Origin of the sequence: Acinetobacter lwoffii, from assembly GCF_022809915.1 — a bacterium.
GTDB lineage: Bacteria > Pseudomonadota > Gammaproteobacteria > Pseudomonadales > Moraxellaceae > Acinetobacter > Acinetobacter lwoffii_M.
This window is the reverse complement of sequence record NZ_JALGQY010000044.1, coordinates 1-18,048: the sequence shown is the minus strand read 5'-3', so window position 1 is coordinate 18,048 and position 18,048 is coordinate 1. Positions and strand designations below refer to the sequence as shown.

Below are 18,048 nucleotides of genomic sequence, written 5' to 3'. Positions count from 1 at the left end.
CAGTTACTCAGCCTAATAAAGTCTGGACAACAGACATTACCTATATCCGCACTAAAGAAGGTTGGTTGTATTTATGTGTGATGCTAGATTTATTTAGCCGTCGTATCGTGGGGTGGCAAACCAGCCATCGAATAGACCGCCAGTTGGTGTGTGATACGTTTAACTATGCAATGGCTCGTCAGGGTTATCCAACTGGTGTTATGGTTCATTCGGACCAAGGCTCACAGTACTGTAGTCGTGATTTTAGAGGGATCGATTGTCCACGATACTGTCTAGGATCAGCTGAAACCATTTTCCTTTTTATAATGTCATTTTTAATGTAGCAGCTTTATTTATGTTTCTAAATTAACTCTGCACAGAGTTTGTAAACTAAAGCTTTTAAGTTAAGGCGAATGAGCAGTACAACAGGTTATTTTAGTTTAGCTAATAACTTCATATAAGCACTTATATTTTAATGTGGTTCTGATCTGTGAGTAGAATTCATATCATGTCTAACCTCACTAATACGATCATAAATCACTTTTCGCATTCGGTTTATTACTCCCAGAGGTTTGTGCTCCGGTAGTGTATGCCATGGTGTAAAAGAGAGATTTTCACAAAACTTGTTTTGTTCAGGTGTATCAAAAACTTGCTGAGGAATGCGGATAGTTGCGACCTTGTAAAAAGGCGCCTCACTTTCTTGCCATTCAGTCATGGAATCTTCGACTGACATGGTGTTTGATGTTCTAGGCTGTATCAGAAACTCCATACATGCTTCACTTTTTTGCAAATGTTTGCGCAATTTTTCTCTTAGAAAATTATGATGCGGAGCATGTGGAAGAGGATCTGTCACTGTCGAACATGCTTGAGCTGAATACTTTATAGCTTGACGATCAGTGCCTATTCCTAATTGATAGGGCACCATAGACCAATATCTAGTTTGCAAAGGATTAGAAATTTTATTTCTCGTATTTAAGGCAATCCAGGTTCCTTTAGCTCCTAATGCAAAAGGAATATGCAGTTTATTAAAAAATCTATCGCTATTTATATCTTGCATAAATGACATATATCGAACTGGATCATTCACAAAAAAGACAGGATGATTGATCATAATGAAATCTTGAGTAGAGGTTTCATCATCTAAAAGCTTTTCTCCCGGTACTCCCAAAAGTTTTATCGCCATACCACGGGCATCTTTTTTAATATCTGCTTGTTGGGCATTTTTAGACCCATTAGAGAAACGAATCCAGGCTTGATATGTTTTTCCCGGAAGAAAAACACCTTGAGCCAAGTTTTTGGGAAGAGCTTCATCTACTTTGAATTCTGCGCGTACGCAACCGTGTGCTTTGGGATGGGCATCACGTAGCGCGATACCTGTGGAATACTCTTTCCGAATAGATATCTCAATTATATCTGCGATTTTTTCAGTTATGTTTGCTTCATCAGGATAAAGACTTTCACTTAAATAATGATCTATATGGGGATGAAGATTATCTTTTGGAGAGTTAGAGGTTATAGGGGAAGCGTTAGCATATGCAGCACTACAAATACTTATTACCATTAGAGGGAGGAAGACTAGACCCGAGTATAGAGGTCTTATAAAGTTAGGCATTGATTTTCTCCTTGCTATAAAGCTAGAGTTCGTTTTAATTTTTTAGCCTATGATCTGAAAATTCTTTGGACATACTTTAGCCATAAAATAATTGTAATGTCTGTGTAATTATTGATCTTCAGATTTAAAGTTCATCCAACTCCTTCCTAAAAACGTTTCCGCCCTCTATCGTGTGCTCAATATAGAAGTCGATTTATGTTCTTACTTTGATTTAACTCAGCAAAGGGTTTTTTGCTTTAGTAAAATTTATTCATAAACTTATGTAAATTTATTTTTAGACTAATACGAGATGCTCGTAGCAAAATCAAGAGTTGTCGAATACAGTGCTATAGAAATTGATTGAGTTTAACATTTTGAAAATATTAGGATATATAAATCAATGCCAGTTCTAGCAATCCAGCATAGACTCAGTGGATTTTACTTTTTTTATAATATACCTGTGGTATTTTAGTTTTTATAATAATAAATATAATCAGTAGCTTACTTTGATTTTGATGGTCGTTTTATAGTGAAATTTTTTAGCTTGTAGACTATTTGTAGACTGTTGAGAAACATGCTTAAATCAGAACTGCTAAAGGTTACTGGAAGACTCATGAAACTCAACAAGTCCAATGTTGATGCTATCCCATTGACTGAATCTGGTCAAAAAATTTATAGAGATTCAGAATTGATTGGTTTTGGCGTCCGGGCAACAAATAAATCTAAATCCTATATAATTGAGCGCCGTCATGCAGGGGAGCTTTTTCGAGTGGTCCTTGGAAAGACTAATGAGTTATCCGCATTAGCTGCAAGAGCCAAGGCTCAAATGATTCTGGCCAAGATTGCTAATGGGGAATATGTGCGCCCAGGCAAAGCAAAAGAAATTAATAATGCTTTGGATCTTACTGTGCAGGATGCTCTAGATATCTACTTAAGAAAAAATGACTTTAAGCCAAAGACTGTGCGTCAATACAATAAATATTTTGATCTATACTTGGGCTGGTCTAATAAGAAGTTATTTGAAATTACAAAAAATGAAGTCTTAGATAAATTTCTTGAGGTCACAAATATCAGTCCATCATCTGCGAATGGAGCAGTTTCGCTGTTGGGTACCTTATGGAAGTATATGCATGTGCTTTATTCCAGCGATGATGATCCGATTCTAAAAACAAATCCGGTTGATGTGATTGCTATCACAAAAGGATGGAATGTCATTGAACGTCGTGATCGCCATCTGCATAAGGATGTTATCTACAAATATTACAATGCAGTTCTGAACTATCAGGATGAGCTTAATTTAGAAAACACGGCACGTTCAAATACTCACAGAGATATTTTATTATTCGCTATGTATACAGGTTGCCGTCGCCAGGAAGTATGTCAATTAAAATGGACTGATATAAACTTTAAAAATGGTACTGTAATTTTTAAAGATACTAAGAACGGGAGTGATCACTTATTCCCAATTGGGGATCATCTCTTACTTATTTTAAAAGATCGGTTTTTGCTTCGTGAAAACGATTGGGTATTTCCGGCAACCAAAATTCCCACTTCAGCAAATATACATGCCACTAAGGTTGATCGCATCTTAAATGTTGTAGGTGAGCAAGTTGGATATTATGTATCAATGCATGATTTCCGACGTACATTCGCAACGATTTGCAATCTGCTTCGTTTCAATATCTATGTAACCAAGCGACTGCTGAATCATACGACCAGGCCTAGAGTGGACGTAACCGGAGGATATGTTCAGATTCCTATGGAGGAATTAAAAGCATCTATGAATATGATTGAGGCGGTATATCAAGGAAAGATCAATTGCTTTGATTATGAAAGTGTCTGGGATGAAAGATTGAAACAAATAAAAGCCCCTAACTAAGGGGCTTGTTTTATGCGTATTGGGCCGTGCAATGAACAGTGCGGCTATGCTCATAAGCCAGCACGTCACGTTTCTTATATGCCACACGACGACCGATTTTAGTATATGGCAAGTCAGATCCATCACACCGCATTCTTGCTAAAGTCCAGGGTGAGCAACCCAGATAAAGTGCTACAACTTCCTGGCTAAAATTCTGATCTTCGGGAGCACCAATGAACCATTCAAGCATTGAGCTTTTTTCCTTCTCAGAAGATTCTTGCAAATTCCTTAAGGCCATTTAAGACACCTCCTTTAAGCTTTTTACTACTGTTTCCGGCAATCCATACACATCTTTAAAAGCTTGATCAAAACCACCGTCAGCAATGAATTGATCCATGAGATTTACTTGCTTATCGATATTGCTATCTTCACAAGGCTCACATGGTTTTTGAATATCAATCATTGTTTTCTCCTTGAGCCTTCAAGTATTCAAATTTTGCATCTGCCCAGTTCTTTGCATCATATGGGCTTAAACCTTTTTTCTTGCACCAATCAGCGCACCAGAGCCATTGCGCATCATCAAATTGAGTAGGCTCAATGACTCGTTTAGAACTACTATCCATCACGCCACCTTCACATCTAAATAATCAGGGTTATCCAGGTGTTCTTCATATTCATCGAATAGCACCTGACATGCCGCATTACCTGTTAAATCTTTCTTTAAGAGCACGTAACTCAGTGTCTTGCGTGTGCCTTTGCCGCTAAATGTCGAGCTGCCATCTGCAAGTTCATTTTTGGTATAACCCAATTTTTCTAGCCACAACTTGAAACCAACTTCATGCTTCTTTTTAATTCTGAAGATCATCTGTACCCCCAGGTGTTCGCAAAATTTCGAAGGCAATCATCAATACCGAATAGGTTGATGTTGCGGTAAGTTCTAACCCGACCTTTGTGCTGCACAAGCAGCACGCGGGTCATAGAAGAGTAGGAATAACTCATGGCGTTAGCGCCGCTTCTTGTGCTTCATACGCTGAATTAATCTGACTGATCTGCTCCTCAGTCATCTGAGCCGTGAAGGGCTCAAAGCGTGAAGCCATAATTGCGTTAAGTGATTCCAGATCGGTCGTGTTGCTGATCTCGTTAATTACTGACTGAATTGATTCATCGGGAAAAGCCTGGGCAGCTTTTAGCTCTTTACGCTTGGCTTTAAACACTTCACCGATTTCAGACTTAGCTGGCTCACCTAAATTCAACTCAGCAATGTCAGCACCGATCTGATCGAGTTCCTCAAGAGAAGTGGCGTTATCAATACGTTGGTAGTACGGGGTTAGGTCAATTTCTGTAGCCACCGACTCGACAGCATCTTTCTTTTTGGCCATGCGCGCTTTCAGCGATGACGATCCGCTATTTGCCTTCGTTGTACTGGTTTCTGGTGCAGTGGGAGTAATATCAATTTCCTTATCTTTTTCCTCCTCAGCAATTGCCATACCCTTGAGCACATCTGGAAAAACATCACGTAGGGCATAAGAGCGAGCACGTAGCTTCAACATGCGTTTTGGATACTGCGTCCAAGGCCCCTGTTTACCTGATAGACCTGCCTTTTTCGCATCCTCCATTGTGAATACTGAAGCAACTGGTTCTTCATTTTTCCGCTTCACAGTTACAGTGGCTTTTTGACCATCTTCGGAAATTTCCTCGCGGATGAAATCGAGCAGACCGGATCCACGAACAAGGGCAAGCATTGCATCACCCCAGATAGAAGGGCGACCATTAATCACGGCAATGTTTTGCATAGCTTGTAATGGCTGCAAGCCAATTTCAGCACCCCATTGCATAGCAACAAGAATGTTCCCAGGCTTGCGCTGGTAGTCCTTCGGCACGATGTCAGACTCGGCAAGGATGCCGGCAATCTGCATTGCTTCTTGCAGGTTGTTCGGAGTTAAGAAATTAACGGCAGCGTTTTGGCCTGTTTTAACAATTGAGTTCATATTCTTCTACCTTAAATCTTAATTAATGCGCAGCACGCGAGTGCTTGAAGTCTTCACAAATTGTTCGTAAATATCCGGGTGAGCGGCTTTCAGTGCTTTGCTATCTAGGGTGTTGCGTTCTTGGTATTTGAATGTTGCTAGACGCTTTTCCTCAGCAATAATCATCTCCGCATCTTCCATGCGGGTGCAGATTTGTAGCTTGAGGGTATCTAACTCACCACTGGCTTCTTTGATCGTGGCGTTTAGGTCCTTATATTCAGCGACCAGCTGAGCAAGGTCGTCATCTGCCTGTAGTGCCTGATCAGGATTATGAGTAGACCAGCGATGCAGAACATCATCAAACGTGGTTGGAGTTGGTGGGACGTCAGCCTGAACATGCTCATTCCAGAACTTTGAGCATTCATCTGTGAGCATTTCAAACAGCTCAGGATCGAATGCGACCTGATAGCTACGGAACTTCTGACCACCGATCAGCACACCCAAGCCACACATCGAAGCGCCTGTAATACCCATGTACCACTGCACTTGCGTCAGGTAGTAATCTGGCACCTGTTCAGACTGCTCATCACCCCACAATTTAGCCAGGTACTGGTTAGCAGTCTTGCATTCCAGAATACGGTCGGTGGTCAGCTTTCCATCTTTGATACGGACATTACCTGCAATTTCTGGATTGATAATGGCACGGTCAATATTGGCACGCATCCAGTCATGTTCAGGGTGAGCAATCGTTGCATTAACACGCTGTACCTTTACGCCGTTACGCTTGGCATATTCTTTAGCCACGATGTCTTCAAGCATGTTGCCCCAATAGGCTGGCTCGCTGGTGCTATCTTCAAGTTCAGAGCGGCCAGTCTTATCAAGCCAAAGCTGATAAGGGGAGCTGTACTTGCTTAGACCAAGGATTGCCGCAACGTCTGAACCACCAATACCAAGACGGCGTGATTGCAACCATTCTTGACGAGCATCTTCGATGCTTTGTAAATTTACTTGAGTATTCATCGCACACCCCCAGCAATCGCAGCATTAATCTTTTCAATTTCATAACGATCGACATAGGCATTAACAGTCTTGTCAAAATGCACCACGTTCAGAATGTCTAGGAACTCGACTGAGGCATCATCTAGGGCATATTCAACATAGATGCTGTAATCGTCAGCTTTGACAGTAGCAAAACAGGTTTCATTGCAAGTACGTTTAAGCACTTCATATTTTTGAGCAGTGATAACCACTTGAGGATTATCATCAACCACTTTGGCAGGCTGGAAAGCGTAAGCTACTGCTATCCCCGCGCTGATTGATGCTGCAATGAATGCAGACTTGAGAATATTGGATTTAGTTGTCATACTTATCTCACTCACAGGTAGTATGTGGGTCATGCCTCAGGTGGTTCGCAGCACGCTGGGGCTTTTTGTTGTTTCGATGAATAGATTATTCATTAGTGAATAGTTATAGTCAATAGTGAATAATTAAAAAGTGAATAATATTTTCTTATTTTATTTTTATTTCATGTTTTAATAGACAAAAGAAAACCCATCACAGGGATGGGTTGGATGGAGTTTATTGAGATGACTAGAGAAGAATTTCGAGCGAATTTATATCAAACATATGTATCCTCTGGTATGCATGATCCAGTGTTGATACAGGAATATATACAAATTGCTGAATCTTTTGTTTTTGACCGGGTAAAATTTACTCAGAGCGATTTTGAGCTGCTCACTAAAAATATGGCTGTAAAAAATTAATTCTTATTTAGGTCATTGGGTGATACTACCCTCAAGCACTCTTCATAAACCTCTTTCCAGTACGTGATATCACCTGCTTGGTTATTCTGTTTATAGTAAGCAGGGTTTTTAAGGTTGATACGCGTTTGTATGATTTTATCAGCCATCTCAATAGCTAGGCGTTTTTCTTCAATTGAAGGCATATTTCTCTCCACCCGATCCAAGAGCCGCGTCGGGTTCGCATTTTTTATTAATTAGTCTCAGGTGATTTGCTTAGGGCTTTATCCTGATACATTTTTTCATCTGCCTCTATGATAGCTGCTGATAGACCGTATGTGGGATTTCGCATTGCAAAACCAATTGCAGCACTAATGCCAGCTTTTGCAATAGCAGTTTGAATTCTGGTTGCAAGTTTATCCGCATTTTCTCGGCTGGTTTCAATACTAAGTACAGCAAATTCATCACCACCTAGACGAGCGACAATATCATTATTGCGTACAGTGTTTTTGAGGGTTAAAGCCATTCTTTGAATGAGTTCATCACCTGCAGCATGCCCCAAAGTATCATTGGTGATCTTGAGGTCATTAAGATCAATCATAAGAATAGCAACAGGGTGACCATATCGTTTGCAGCGCTTTTCTTCTAATTCAATTAACTGGTCCCAAGCACGACGGTTAAAAAGGCCAGTCATCGGATCGGACAATGCCTCCATTTCAAACCGTTCAGCTTTACGTATGTACTCAGCGGCTTTTAATTCAGCTTGAATATTATAGCTAAGCACTTGTGCTAGCAGCTCAAATAATGGAGCTTCCTCGACCAGATTTTTAGATTGAGGTTCAGGATCGATTGCACAGAGAGTGCCAAAAAGGGACCCATCTTCTTTATACAGAGGTTGGCCGATATAGGCTTTAATTGGGACTAAGTGATTTATAGGTGCGTCTACGTAAACTTGAATATCAGGTGAATAGGGGGCAATGCGGGGCGCATTATTTTGTACCATGTGTGAGCAGAAAGAATCTGCCCATCGAAATACTTGTCCTGGCTTAACGTTATAGCCATTATCTTCACTTAGTAACACGATCCAGTCATCACCTTCGGTACGGGTAATCATCCATAACTTAAATCCAAATCGTTGAGATAAGAATTTTAAAATGGCTTGGCCAGCCTCTTCGAAATTCTTAAAGTTAATATTATTCATTAAGTTAGTCCGATGTTTGTACTAAGAGAGATGTGAAAAAAACAATTTTTAGACTACAGCGTCATATATTATAATTTTAAACTGATTAGCTCACTAATTATTCAAAAATTTAACTCACTTTACTTAAAATTTTTAGAAATTCCATCGGCTAATAAATAGGAATATTACTTCATATAATAAAAAGATAACCCACCACTGGGGTGGGTTATCCTGCAACAATAATCTTATTTTTTGTATTCAGTAATACTGATAGGTTTGTCTTTCATAAACTCTACAATACCTTCACCAGCTTTGAAGTGAATTGAAACGCCGTCATCATTGGCCAAACGCATACCACTTCCTGAAATAGCTCGTTTAAGGTGATAAACCTTGCCAGAATTATCTGTCATTTCTGCAGTTTCAAAATTATCTGAAGATTTCAATTCAACTGTAAGATCCATTGGACCAGTAAAATTAATTACCTGAGTTTCAGCTGGAGTATTGCTCACAACTTTTTCTTGCACCACTTCGTTTTTTGGATTTGAAGTACAGCCAGTAATCACTAATCCTAACAATGCTGCGCCTAACAAATATTTCATTGAGACTTACCTTTCTATTTATGAATCATAGGTATCTTTATACTAATTGTTATAATGTAACCTTTAAAGACAAGGTTACACTTACCTTACATAAAGAAAAACCCGCGGATAGCGGGTTAGTGATGCTTTACTTAGTTATTACAGACCTGGTCATGAGAGGTCTTAAGTCCAATATAAAGATTTAATATTTCAGAAGTAAGAAAGCTTTAGCACTGAATAGCATCTTTCTCTTTGTAGTGATCCAAAACCAAATCCATATCAGCCAAAAGCACAGCTTCAGAGTATTCACCTGGTGAGAGCTTCAACAAGTTAGGCATATAGTTCTTTTCATACACACGCGGGTAATCCCTGCATAAAATTTTAATCCGCACATCTTGTGTGGTGAACTCTGAGTCTAATTTTTCTATGTATTTACTAAGAATATTATCTGAGTTCTCGAAAGCTGTTGCAGTTGTGATTGGATCTATATCTTCATCTGGTTGCTTCTGGCAGCCGGTAAAAGCCAAAGATAAGAGTAGGGTAGTAAGTGTGATGTATTTCATAGTTATAGGTTTATTGTTGTTGGAGTTTGAATTATATAGAGAATTTTATAAAAGAAAACCCACCGCTAGGGTGGGTTGTTTAGGGCTAATTTAGAAATTAAGCATAAAGCATCTGACTAAGCGGCTTAACAAGCGCGAAATCAGCAAGAACAGCCTGTTCAGATTTATACTTGTCATTCTCAAGATCATCAAGAATAACCATAAAGTCTAATCTATTATCATGATTTTGGGTGTCTACATATTTTCGAAGCAAATCATTCGTCCTACGTTTATCCACTCTCGCAAAATCAATCATGTGGTTATTAGACCCAAAATTAAACTTATATTTTCCACCTGACCTTCCTTGTACTTCAGGGCTAACCTCAAGATTGCCAAATCTTCTTTCCAATATGATCCGCAACTGGTCTAAAATTTTGGTAACATGGTCGGATTTTTGTTTAGGCTGAAATTCAATCATCATTTTAATTACATCACTGTAATCAAGTAAATCAAAAGTCAGCTCATCTTCGGTAGTGGTTGCGGTCAGGGCTTGATCCAATATATGAATGTTTTTAAAGCCAGATGCAAATTCGCGAGCTTTTTCAATAATATTAAAGTCAGCGCTTCCTATAGACTCAGAAAAAGACTGAATATTTAAACCATTATCAGTAAGCTCGATGATCCCATTAGGGTGGCGAAAAGCATTTAAAATTGCAGGTGTGCCATTTTTGAAAATAAAAGGCAAAGAGAAGGCGCAAAAATTCTCTTGTTCAGAAAATTTCTGTATAAATGAATCAACTATTAAATTTGATAATTTCATAGCAACTCTCCTTCAAATGGACCAATTATTTTTGATGAACTAAACTCAATATTTGCTTCACGAGCAAACATAGAGAAGTAGTCCGGCCAAGTATTAGTATTATAATCTAAATCTAATTGAGAAACGTTATTCAAAATGTGTAAATGAGAGCCATATATTTTTTTTCGCGTAGCTCTATCTACATGCGAGCGAGCTGTATTGGGATAAATACAAAGATCAATTATTGGGTTTGTTATTGAGCCTTCGCGCAGCAGAAGACCAAAGGTATGCTTCATATACCCTTGAGTTCGATTGGTTTCAAGCCTGAGACTCAGGCCTGGTATGTTATCCCCCAATTCATCATATACAGGCGAGGAGAATCTAGAGTATTGATGCTGAGAGCCCGTGGTCTGCATTATTACATCTTCAGTAAATATCTTTTTTACTGCTATGAGAAGCTTGGCTCTTTCTAAATCTATAATTGAACTTCGCATTTACCCCTCTTTCAAATCCGTTAAGTATCAATAGCCGCATATAGCGGCTTTTTTATTTATCCAGCCAACAAAAATTGATTTGGGGTTTATAGAGCAGAATACTTTTCTAGAAACTCATCTATCCATCCTTGTGCCACTTCAAGATTGGTTATATCCGTCAGCTTTAAATTCGTCTCTTCTGCTTCGTTAAAGCCTTCAATAATAGCTTCAAAGATATTTGCCTCACTAATGACCTCACGTGCTATTTCAGCAGCGTCATAGCTTTGCTTGGCCTTCTTAAGCGAAGCTATTTGCTTATCAATCCCTTCACCGATTTTGCCTAATGCCAACTTAAACTCTTGACGATTAATTGTTAGCGCAGTTTTGGATTTATTAAGTGTTGCGATCATTATGGTTTCCTTCTTAGAGATATTTTATTAAATATTTTCAATCAAAGAGCGGTGTCGGTTCGCATTTTAAAAAGCCATTGAGAACCATGCTATGGCTACTCCTGTAAAGAGCAACCCTAGTTGTATGTAGTCATATTTATTCATCTTTCTTATTAACCATCTTTTGGCCCAGTTTTCCTTCCTTGCAAAGTTGAACGATCTGATCATTGGTATACACAGGAATAAAACGGCCTTTCCCAAGTCCTTTAATTAGAACCTGAACATCGAAGGCGGAGAGGGTCACACCTTCATTGTTTTGCGCAGCTTCTTTAAGTCGGTCTACAACTTGATTAATAGGTAGTTGTGAATGATCCATTGTATTATCTCCTTAAGGTTTAACTAGAGCTGATTCCAGGCGACCAATAAAATCAATTTCATTAAGCTGCTCATTGGTAATAAATTCATCTGGATAGCGAATCTTGTCAGGATTATCGCTCGCAAGACGTACAGTTGTGCCGCCAGCATAGCTTATAAAAATCCTTTTCATTCTTAGCTCGTAGTTATGCTTAAAAACATACACTGACCCACTTTTAAGCATGCTCGGATCTTTATCAGCCACATCAATAAAAAGAGGGCTGTCCGGCGCTACAGTTGGCCACATGCTGTATTCATCGGAATAAATCACACGTAGATTTTCCGGCTTGGCTTGTATACCTAAAATCCTTAGTAGCGATGGGTCAATATTTAAATATTCATTTGGGTCTTCTAAAAAATTTTCTATCCCGCTTCCACAAGAAGCTTTTACATCCCTGTACACCGGTATTCTCACATTAAATTTTTTTTCTTCAGTACTTCTAAATTCGATTGGAGAAATATAAATATCTCCTTTTTTTTCAGAAGCCTCATCCTGAACTTCTGGTTTCTGCTCTATTAGCTCCAAATTAGCATCTGTAAGTACAGCAACAGATATACCTGCCCAAGTAGAAATAGCATCAAGAACCTCTCTTCTGGGTTCTTTTGTAAGACCGCTCGCAACTCTAAATAAAGTAGCCTGCGGAATCTGGATCTCTTTGGAGAGCCTGTTTGGATTAGTTTTGTGTTTCTCAAACAGGTACTCAATATTCTTTTTTAAGAATGGGTACATCTGAAAGTCCTCGTAATATATTTACATTTTATTCAAAAAAGAATAATTAAACCAAAATAATTCACTTATGCATTGACAACTATTCATAAGTGAATAAGAATAAAATTAAAGTGAATTAGAGGTAGAGAAGAATGAACCTTAAAGAAAAGATCTTATTTCTACGCAGTCAAGGTCTTAGTCAGTCTGAAATTAGCAACCGTACAGGTATAGCTCAAAGCTCTGTATCAAAAATCGAAAATGACGAGCAGCTTGATGTGTCTTACAGCAAGGGTGCCGCTCTGGATCGTTTAGTAAGTGAAAGAACTCAACAAAACCAAATACTGGCATCTGCTTAAACCCATTATTACCAGATAAGCATTTGAAATAAATGTGAATAAACAAAGGGATTCACACATGGAATTCAGTAAAGAAGCACAAAGCGCAATGTACAAGATGGTTCACCAAACACCAGGTATTGATCCAAAGCAGATTGCTGATGTTTTGGGCGACTCACATAAAACCGTTTTGAACTATGCAAATCCAAATATGGACTACCTGCCAAGCCTGAAGAAGTTCGAAATGATGCTTTCTTTTACTGGCAATCCAGTAGTTCTGCGTGCATGGGCACATCAATTAGGATTGGCTCTAATTCCTACTGGTTGTGACGGTAGTAAACACCATGAGCTATCAGTAATTGAAGCAATGATGCAGGGAAATATCTGTAATGGACAGGCAAACCAGAAGGTATATGAGGCCTATGAAGATGGCGTAATCACACCGCAAGAATATGAAGAAATTCACAACATTTTTCAGCGGATCATCGAGTTCGCTACAGCAGCAGATCAGGCAGCCTTTAAGCAAATGAAGCGCTACACATCAAACGCACAAAATGAAAAAGCCTGACGTGGAAGGTCAGGCTTTTTAATTCGAATTCGATCGGAGAAAAGAATTGAATATGAAATCAAATTTAGCACATAAGCAGGGGGTAGACAACGATATTTCGTTACATCCATCCACTGCTAAAAAATTAGAGCGACAAGCCATGTCGAAAAAAGATGATGGGTATTCACCCTTGCCTAATTTCATCTGTGACGAAGGTTATCTAGCTGTATTAAGTGGGGATGCTATCAAGTGCGTCGTTCTACTAAATCGTCATATCAAAGGGTTTCACTTAGATCGAAAGTCAATGGGTGAAACCTTGGTGATGAAGATCACAGGAATTAAGGACAAGCGCACTGTACGTAAATGTATGGCTGACTTAGCTAAATACCAATTGATCAGCATCACTAAAACACTGGGTAAAAGTAGCTCTTACACCCTGACTTTGGATGATCGTATTTCTATTGAAGTGGTAGCATCAAATGCAACTACATCTAAAGTGGTTGCATCAAATGTAGTGACATCTCATGTCACCACACCAGTAACATCAAATGCCACTACACCAGTAACATCAAATGTCACCACCACTAGTGACATCAAATGTCACTCTGTAAAAGAAATAGATTTAAAAGAAAATATTAAAGAAAACTTTAAAGAGAAAAACGCGCAGGAAAATTCAGTTGATCAGGTTCTGAATCTCTGGACACCAGATTTACATTCTCTGAATTCCTGGTTACAGAGATCAGGTGAAACTCCGATGACCCAAGAACTGGTGAATCAGATTTTACTTGAAGTGAATGCTCACTACGAACCACGTTTGAACGCAGGTCAGATCACAGACACCCAAATGTATTCAAACTTCGTGAAGTGGATCAAGCGAAAGTTCACTCAAAAAACGTATCAACCTTCTGAAAAACAAAATTCTAATCTGGATGTGAATACAGCTTGGGCAGACCAAGCATCGCAACATCACGCACCAGTGAATTCATCAGTGCAGATCCCGGAGGACTTTGTATGAACGCAATGTCGATGCTGACTCAGGGATTAAAACAAACACAAGCGATCTGCTCGAAACACAAAATAGCGATGGTTCAAGCCGGTCCATATCACAAATGCCCACAATGCGCCGTAGAGTTTCTGGAAGAGCAAAAGCGCAATGCACAAGCTGAAATTGATCGTACCGTACGTGAAAAACACTTTGCAGGGGCAATGCTTCCAGAGCGCCATGCAACATCAGGTTTTAAGAATTACAACGTTCAACACGCTGGACACCAGAACGCACTGAATCAGGTTGTTTCCTTTGCCAAGAACATGATCAGCGGCCACAGAAACAATTTTGTGATGGTTGGACCTACTGGTACAGGAAAAACTCATCTCAGCTGCGCTACGGCTCGAACATTGCTCAACAAAGGCAAGTATGCACGGTACATCACCAGCGAAGATCTGGCACAGCGAATCATGAACGCATGGGAGCAGCCGGACGCTACAGAAAAATCTGTGATTTATGATTTCAGCCAGTACGACCTGTTGATCCTGGATGAATATGGATTGCATGACCGTGATAAACGTCGGGAGTTGGTGCACAAAGTCTTGTATGCACGTTATGACCGCATGAAGCCGACCATGCTGATTTCTAATCTGACATTAGCTGAGCTGCAGAAAGACTTGGGTGATCGTCTTTGGTCTCGTTTTCAACAGGGTGGATTAACCGTAGTTGAATGCAATTGGACAGATCAGCGTGTAGGGGGTGGGGTGTGAATACAACAATTGAAGAATTTTTGAAAAATGGTGGCGAGATTAAGCAAATTGATTCTGATGATCAGTCAAAAATCCATAGGAAAGTTAGCTTTGAAGATCAGATAAGTTTGATGCTTTTTGCCTGTTATGCCACTACGCCATTTTCAGTGAAGGATGTGCAAGAAGCTGTTTTTGATTTTCATAGAACCACTATTTACAGCCTGCTTCAGGAGCATGTCAAAGGTGGTTATTTGGAGCGTGTATCAGAGAGTCATTATCGCGCAACTGCATATGCCAAAGACATTATGAATGTAAAGGGTGAAATTGCCGTATGAAGGATCTAAACAAAGCGCTGATGTTTATTTTCATGGCTATTGCCGCTGTTGTATTGAGGGTTTGGGGTGAATGACCAGCTACTCAATCGCTGAATACAAAAAGATGGTGAAAGCCACCAGACCGAAAGGGCGCTCCAAGCGTCCTAAGGTGAAAGGCGAAAAAGTACCGAATGAGTTTGAGGCGAAACTGGCCGGAGAACTCAAAACTTTAAAAATTGAGTTTGAGCAGGAATTTGAGTTTCACCCAAAGCGGAAATGGAGAGCAGATTTCCACCTGGTAGGAAAAAAGATACTGGTTGAAGTGGAAGGTGGGATCTGGAGTGGAGGAAGGCATACCAGAGGCAAGGGGTATATCGGGGACATGGAAAAATATAACGCCGCAACAATGATGGGTTTTCAAGTAATACGGTTTAGTACGGATCAAGTGAAGTCAGGTTTAGCGATACAGCAAATTGAGAAGATGGTAGGGGATTTGGGATGAATGCAGCGGCGAAAATTGAAGTGATGGATTGGACGAAATTTACAATTGAAGAGTGGCTGAAGCAATATGGGGCTTATGTTCAGACCTGCCGTATGAAGTCAGGGAATGAACCAGATTCACTTGGGGTGAATCAGATCTATTGGCTGATCTGTGAGAACAATAAAGGGGTGGCACCGCGTAAGGATCAGTTGATTTGTAAGATTGATGATTTCGAAGCAGAGCAGGTGCGGAAGCTGATTGTATCCATCAACAAATCAGAAGCTATCTGTTCTTCAGCAAAAGTAGCTGTGAGCATTTTTATTGATAAATGTGTTCGTGGGATGTCATTGCGTCAACTCGCTGATGAGCGCCGTCTTGGAAAATCTTCAATCGATAGTATGGTGTATTGCGGAAAATTTTATTTAGCAGGACATGACAAACGTTTGCGTATTGATTAACCACTTGCTTGTCCGGACAGGATATGGCATATTTCTGTTATAGTGATCGAAGTGTACGTTAAAGCACTAGATTAATTTAAAAGCTCGCCAAATGGTGGGCTTTTTGTTATTTAAACTATTGTTATTTTTATATTTAGCTAAAAAGCAGTTTAATAGTATCCACTATGCTATAAGTCGACTCCGTTATCTATTTTAAATAATCAAATGAGAGCGAATGGATGATGAAGATGAGTATGGATGGTGTGAGCTTATATATGCTGAAGCACTAAAACTATATAGACCATCGAAATATGAAGCAGTTAATAAACTCAGATTCCTTGCCTCAATTTTAGAGCTATTTGCTGAAATACGGGATGAGGATGCAATTGTTGAAGTTAAAGCTGCGAATATAAAATTTAAGTTTAGATCTAAGAATTATGTATTTTGGGTTTTTGAAATACCTGATTTCAAAGATCGAAAGTTATACTTGGCATATATGAATAATCACTTAAGTAAGTTATTAATAGATTAAAAAGAAGCTCATCGAAAGGTGGGCTTTTTTGACATTATTTATTCATAAAATTAAGTGATAATGCCTTTTTGTTTTTGAGCTCTAATTGAAATGGCGATTTTAACTGTTAAAAAACTAGAAGATACTCTCGGTAAATTAGTGGCTGAAGGCAAAAAGCCTGAAAAGATTTTATTAGGCTATAAAGCGTATGGCGAGCTAATGAATGATCGTAGCTTTTTTGAGGAAGTGGCTGGCTCGGCAATGGATCCAAACAAACGAAAATATAAAAATATTAAAATTAAGGTTACTCAAGACGAATACCAGTTTAACGTGAAATGTCAAAAATAGGCTTAAGCATCAAGGAAAGCTCGCCAAATGGTGGGCTTTTTTGTTAGCTTATTAAACAAATAGTTGGCATTAAGACTCATCTATAAATCAAGGTGAATCTCTTTGAAAAACAATTGGTTACTGATTTTAGGCTTAACATTATTAATACTTGCGGTATCTTCGTGTTTTCATGTTAATCAATTATCTAAGAAAAAGAGATTAGAAGATTTGGAAAAATTGTATAAAGAATTAGCAACCTAATTAGATAAAATTATTTTAAAAGTTAAAAAAAGCTCATCGTAAAGTGGGCTTTTTTAATGCTTAGAATTTATGGCCTAAAACGAAAATCAACCAAAATTAGACAATGAATAACAATTTCTTAATATTCTCTATACTTTCTGATCAAAGCCTTAGTGCTATATTGTTTTTGCGATAAGAAGAAGATGCAATACGAAGAAAGTGACTACAGCACTGGCCCACTTATTTGACGAGTAAGTGGGCTTTTTATTGAACAAATAAAATGATTTTTACTGTTGATTAAAAAATAAACTTAGATAAAATAGTCACCTAGATTCTATGCTGTAGAGTCTTTCTAATTCTGCCTCCTTTCCCTATAAAGGAGGTATTTTTTTGCCTATATTTTTCTTATGTCATGTGTTGCTACATTGTTTGATAGGTCACATTTAATAGTGAATTGATACAAGCATCTATAATTAAAAAACATAATATTCTGATAGATTAAAATTACAACAAAAAGTCTGGAGGTTTGTATGACACGTATACCAAACGGAACACAGGTTATTCATCATATCTCACTTTTCGATCATGCTTATTATAAGGAAGAGAATGGAATTTTAAAGGTTTGGAGCAAGGGAGAGTGGGTGGAGGCACTGATACCCAGTATTAATAAAATGATTGATAACGGTTTTGAATTAGAAGTTCTTCACAGCTAATTGTTATGCAGGCGATGAGCAAGTACTAACTTGTTATTTACCATCTATGATCACTCCACTTTTCAGTGGGGCCTCCAACATTTGGGAGAAAAATATGCGGCAACTCTTAAAGCAGGGTAATCCTCCCATAAATAACCGAAGTTAAAAGTAGAGGTTAAGCAGCCCTTAGAGGTGGCTTTCCTTTGTTAGCT

General features: G+C 38.8%; 29 protein-coding genes and 1 pseudogene. 13 read left to right on the top strand and 17 right to left on the bottom strand.

The window, feature by feature from the left end; translation table 11 throughout:
* A pseudogene (locus MTX11_RS15310) lies at positions 1–281 on the top strand (DDE-type integrase/transposase/recombinase); the annotation flags it as partial.
* Positions 282–451: 170 nt separating this feature from the next.
* Here the strand turns inward: MTX11_RS15310 and MTX11_RS15305 are convergent.
* Complete coding sequence (locus tag MTX11_RS15305; RefSeq protein ID WP_243475497.1) at positions 452–1,591, bottom strand: catalase family protein; 1,140 nt, start codon at positions 1,589–1,591, stop codon at positions 452–454.
* A gap of 592 nt (positions 1,592–2,183) precedes the next feature.
* On the opposite strand from MTX11_RS15305, the gene MTX11_RS15300 reads away from it, so the two are divergent.
* Positions 2,184–3,449 (top strand): integrase family protein, encoded by a 1,266-nt coding sequence (locus MTX11_RS15300; RefSeq protein ID WP_243475496.1) that lies wholly within the window; start codon positions 2,184–2,186, stop codon positions 3,447–3,449.
* Positions 3,450–3,459: 10 nt separating this feature from the next.
* Here MTX11_RS15300 and MTX11_RS15295 read toward each other — a convergent pair whose 3' ends face one another.
* The 7 genes from MTX11_RS15295 to MTX11_RS15265 form a co-directional block, all read right to left on the bottom strand.
* Positions 3,460–3,678 (bottom strand): helix-turn-helix domain-containing protein, encoded by a 219-nt coding sequence (locus MTX11_RS15295; protein WP_243475495.1) that lies wholly within the window; start codon positions 3,676–3,678, stop codon positions 3,460–3,462.
* 48 nt (positions 3,679–3,726) lie between these two features.
* The gene (locus tag MTX11_RS15290; protein WP_243475494.1) at positions 3,727–3,891 is read right to left on the bottom strand and encodes a hypothetical protein; all 165 of its coding nucleotides are present in this window, start codon (positions 3,889–3,891) and stop codon (positions 3,727–3,729) included.
* Positions 3,884–4,051: a hypothetical protein gene (locus MTX11_RS15285; protein WP_243475493.1), complete on the bottom strand. Its 168-nt coding sequence runs from the start codon at positions 4,049–4,051 to the stop codon at positions 3,884–3,886. The genes MTX11_RS15290 and MTX11_RS15285 overlap by 8 nt, the downstream gene beginning before the upstream one ends.
* Positions 4,051–4,293, bottom strand: coding sequence for a hypothetical protein (locus tag MTX11_RS15280; protein ID WP_086044593.1), 243 nt, complete (start codon positions 4,291–4,293; stop codon positions 4,051–4,053). The genes MTX11_RS15285 and MTX11_RS15280 overlap by 1 nt, the downstream gene beginning before the upstream one ends.
* 130 nt (positions 4,294–4,423) lie before the next feature.
* A complete protein-coding gene (locus MTX11_RS15275) occupies positions 4,424–5,416 on the bottom strand; it encodes a recombinase RecT (protein ID WP_159515989.1) in 993 nt (330 codons plus the stop codon).
* Positions 5,417–5,434: 18 nt separating this feature from the next.
* Positions 5,435–6,415 carry a YqaJ viral recombinase family nuclease gene (locus MTX11_RS15270; RefSeq protein WP_243475492.1) on the bottom strand — a complete coding sequence of 327 codons (981 nt, stop codon included), beginning with the start codon at positions 6,413–6,415 and terminating at the stop codon, positions 5,435–5,437.
* Complete coding sequence (locus tag MTX11_RS15265; protein WP_243475491.1) at positions 6,412–6,759, bottom strand: hypothetical protein; 348 nt, start codon at positions 6,757–6,759, stop codon at positions 6,412–6,414. Before MTX11_RS15265 ends, MTX11_RS15270 begins: the two co-directional genes overlap by 4 nt.
* A 222-nt stretch (positions 6,760–6,981) precedes the next feature.
* Between MTX11_RS15265 and MTX11_RS15260 the strand changes: the two genes are divergently transcribed.
* Complete coding sequence (locus tag MTX11_RS15260; protein WP_005171466.1) at positions 6,982–7,158, top strand: hypothetical protein; 177 nt, start codon at positions 6,982–6,984, stop codon at positions 7,156–7,158.
* On the opposite strand, the gene MTX11_RS15255 is transcribed toward MTX11_RS15260, so the two are convergent.
* The 9 genes from MTX11_RS15255 to MTX11_RS15215 all read right to left on the bottom strand — a co-directional run bounded on the left by MTX11_RS15255 (position 7,155) and on the right by MTX11_RS15215 (position 12,239).
* A complete protein-coding gene (locus MTX11_RS15255) occupies positions 7,155–7,340 on the bottom strand; it encodes a hypothetical protein (RefSeq protein WP_243475490.1) in 186 nt (61 codons plus the stop codon). The genes MTX11_RS15260 and MTX11_RS15255 overlap by 4 nt on opposite strands.
* Before the next feature lie 47 nt (positions 7,341–7,387).
* Positions 7,388–8,335: a GGDEF domain-containing protein gene (locus MTX11_RS15250; RefSeq protein ID WP_243475489.1), complete on the bottom strand. Its 948-nt coding sequence runs from the start codon at positions 8,333–8,335 to the stop codon at positions 7,388–7,390.
* A 224-nt stretch (positions 8,336–8,559) separates the two neighbouring features.
* Entirely contained in the window at positions 8,560–8,913 is a 354-nt protein-coding gene (locus MTX11_RS15245) for a hypothetical protein (RefSeq protein ID WP_005171456.1), read from the bottom strand.
* A gap of 206 nt (positions 8,914–9,119) precedes the next feature.
* The gene (locus MTX11_RS15240; protein ID WP_243475488.1) at positions 9,120–9,455 is read right to left on the bottom strand and encodes a hypothetical protein; all 336 of its coding nucleotides are present in this window, start codon (positions 9,453–9,455) and stop codon (positions 9,120–9,122) included.
* Between the two features lie 97 nt (positions 9,456–9,552).
* Complete coding sequence (locus tag MTX11_RS15235; RefSeq protein ID WP_243475487.1) at positions 9,553–10,254, bottom strand: hypothetical protein; 702 nt, start codon at positions 10,252–10,254, stop codon at positions 9,553–9,555.
* Positions 10,251–10,727: a hypothetical protein gene (locus MTX11_RS15230; RefSeq protein ID WP_243475486.1), complete on the bottom strand. Its 477-nt coding sequence runs from the start codon at positions 10,725–10,727 to the stop codon at positions 10,251–10,253. Before MTX11_RS15230 ends, MTX11_RS15235 begins: the two co-directional genes overlap by 4 nt.
* A gap of 86 nt (positions 10,728–10,813) precedes the next feature.
* Complete coding sequence (locus tag MTX11_RS15225; protein WP_005171438.1) at positions 10,814–11,116, bottom strand: hypothetical protein; 303 nt, start codon at positions 11,114–11,116, stop codon at positions 10,814–10,816.
* A gap of 136 nt (positions 11,117–11,252) precedes the next feature.
* Positions 11,253–11,471 carry a hypothetical protein gene (locus MTX11_RS15220; RefSeq protein ID WP_005262245.1) on the bottom strand — a complete coding sequence of 73 codons (219 nt, stop codon included), beginning with the start codon at positions 11,469–11,471 and terminating at the stop codon, positions 11,253–11,255.
* 12 nt (positions 11,472–11,483) lie between these two features.
* Positions 11,484–12,239 carry a S24 family peptidase gene (locus MTX11_RS15215; RefSeq protein ID WP_243475485.1) on the bottom strand — a complete coding sequence of 252 codons (756 nt, stop codon included), beginning with the start codon at positions 12,237–12,239 and terminating at the stop codon, positions 11,484–11,486.
* A gap of 131 nt (positions 12,240–12,370) precedes the next feature.
* On the opposite strand from MTX11_RS15215, the gene MTX11_RS15210 reads away from it, so the two are divergent.
* The 10 genes from MTX11_RS15210 to MTX11_RS15165 all read left to right on the top strand — a co-directional run bounded on the left by MTX11_RS15210 (position 12,371) and on the right by MTX11_RS15165 (position 17,857).
* Complete coding sequence (locus MTX11_RS15210; RefSeq protein ID WP_151725779.1) at positions 12,371–12,574, top strand: helix-turn-helix domain-containing protein; 204 nt, start codon at positions 12,371–12,373, stop codon at positions 12,572–12,574.
* A gap of 58 nt (positions 12,575–12,632) precedes the next feature.
* The gene (locus tag MTX11_RS15205; protein ID WP_151725778.1) at positions 12,633–13,121 is read left to right on the top strand and encodes a phage regulatory CII family protein; all 489 of its coding nucleotides are present in this window, start codon (positions 12,633–12,635) and stop codon (positions 13,119–13,121) included.
* A gap of 52 nt (positions 13,122–13,173) precedes the next feature.
* Positions 13,174–14,115, top strand: a complete 942-nt coding sequence (locus tag MTX11_RS15200) for a replication protein (protein WP_243475484.1) — start codon at positions 13,174–13,176, stop codon at positions 14,113–14,115.
* A complete protein-coding gene (locus MTX11_RS15195) occupies positions 14,112–14,855 on the top strand; it encodes an ATP-binding protein (protein ID WP_151725776.1) in 744 nt (247 codons plus the stop codon). The genes MTX11_RS15200 and MTX11_RS15195 overlap by 4 nt, the downstream gene beginning before the upstream one ends.
* A complete protein-coding gene (locus MTX11_RS15190; RefSeq protein ID WP_004730172.1) occupies positions 14,852–15,169 on the top strand; it encodes a hypothetical protein in 318 nt (105 codons plus the stop codon). Before MTX11_RS15195 ends, MTX11_RS15190 begins: the two co-directional genes overlap by 4 nt.
* Before the next feature lie 70 nt (positions 15,170–15,239).
* Complete coding sequence (locus tag MTX11_RS15185) at positions 15,240–15,650, top strand: endonuclease domain-containing protein (protein ID WP_243475483.1); 411 nt, start codon at positions 15,240–15,242, stop codon at positions 15,648–15,650.
* Positions 15,647–16,087 carry a hypothetical protein gene (locus tag MTX11_RS15180; RefSeq protein ID WP_243475482.1) on the top strand — a complete coding sequence of 147 codons (441 nt, stop codon included), beginning with the start codon at positions 15,647–15,649 and terminating at the stop codon, positions 16,085–16,087. The genes MTX11_RS15185 and MTX11_RS15180 overlap by 4 nt, the downstream gene beginning before the upstream one ends.
* Positions 16,088–16,301: 214 nt before the next feature.
* On the top strand, positions 16,302–16,598 hold the full coding sequence (locus MTX11_RS15175; RefSeq protein WP_243475481.1) for a hypothetical protein: 297 nt from the start codon (positions 16,302–16,304) through the stop codon (positions 16,596–16,598).
* 90 nt (positions 16,599–16,688) lie between these two features.
* On the top strand, positions 16,689–16,925 hold the full coding sequence (locus MTX11_RS15170; RefSeq protein WP_005262234.1) for a hypothetical protein: 237 nt from the start codon (positions 16,689–16,691) through the stop codon (positions 16,923–16,925).
* 749 nt (positions 16,926–17,674) lie between these two features.
* A complete protein-coding gene (locus MTX11_RS15165) occupies positions 17,675–17,857 on the top strand; it encodes a hypothetical protein (protein ID WP_243475480.1) in 183 nt (60 codons plus the stop codon).
* The last annotated feature ends 191 nt before the right edge of the window (positions 17,858–18,048 follow it).